Source organism: Rhizobacter sp. P2_H2, from assembly GCF_056403375.1.
This window is the reverse complement of record NZ_JBFUFP010001513.1, coordinates 1-985: the sequence shown is the minus strand read 5'-3', so window position 1 is coordinate 985 and position 985 is coordinate 1. Positions and strand designations below refer to the sequence as shown.

General features: G+C 71.0%; 1 protein-coding gene. It reads left to right on the top strand.

Annotated features, from left to right (window positions below; all coding sequences use genetic code 11):
• Positions 1-2: 2 nt before the first annotated feature.
• Positions 3-985, top strand: a 983-nt coding sequence (locus tag AC1D15_RS34360) for a sensor histidine kinase N-terminal domain-containing protein (protein WP_477829594.1), incomplete at its 3' end; no start/stop codon positions are given.

The following is a 985-nucleotide window of genomic DNA, read 5'->3' as shown; positions in this document are numbered from 1 at the left end:
AGCTGGCCCTGCGCCGCATGCCCGGCGTGACGCCGGGCACCCGCTCGCTGCACCGTCACCTGCTGCTGTGGCTGCTGCTGCCGCAGCTAGTGCTGTGGCTGGCCGCCGCCTACGTGACCTACAACGTCGCCGACCGCTATGCCAACCGCGCGATCGACGCCGCGCTGAAGACCGCAACCCGCGCGCTCGCGCGCCAGGTCAAGCCGATCGGCAACGGCCTGTTCATCGATTTCCCGCGCGCCGCACAGGACATCATCGAGGCCGACCCGGACGACCGCGTCTACTACATGGTCAGYACGCCGCCCGGCGAGTTCATCCTCGGCAACAACAAGCTGCCGCCGCCGCCCGTCACCGACGCGCGCCTCGGCGAGACCTACTTCTACAACGGCAGCATGAAGGAGAAGTCGAACCAGCTGGGCATCCGCGTCGCGGCGATGTACCTGTCGTTCGGCGACGAGACCGCGCCGCAGCGCATGCTGGTGCAGGTGGCGCGCAGCCGCGCGAGCGGCGAGGAGCTCGCGCGCCAGATCCTGGTCGACACCGCGCTGCCGCTGTCGGGGCTGGTGGCGCTGATGTCGGTGATCGTCTGGGGCGGCATCCGCACCGGCCTCGCACCGCTGGCCCGGCTGCGCGCCGAGGTGGAAGACCGCGCGCCGAACGACCTGGCGCCGATCAAGCTGGAGGCCGCGCCCGAGGAAGTGCGTGCGCTGGTGAAGGCGCTGAACAGCCTGCTGGCCCAGGTGCATGAGAACGTGTCGGTGCAGAAGCGCTTCATCAGCGATGCGGCGCACCAGTTGCGCACGCCGCTGGCCGGCTTGAAGAGCCAGACCGAGCTCGCGCTGACCGAGACCGACAACCCGGCGCTGCAGGCGCGGCTGCGCCGCGTGCACGAGAGCGCGACACGCAGCGCGCACCTGATCAACCAGCTGCTGACGCTGGCGCGCGCCGAGCCCGAATCGGCGGCAGCGCAGGGCCGCACGCGCGT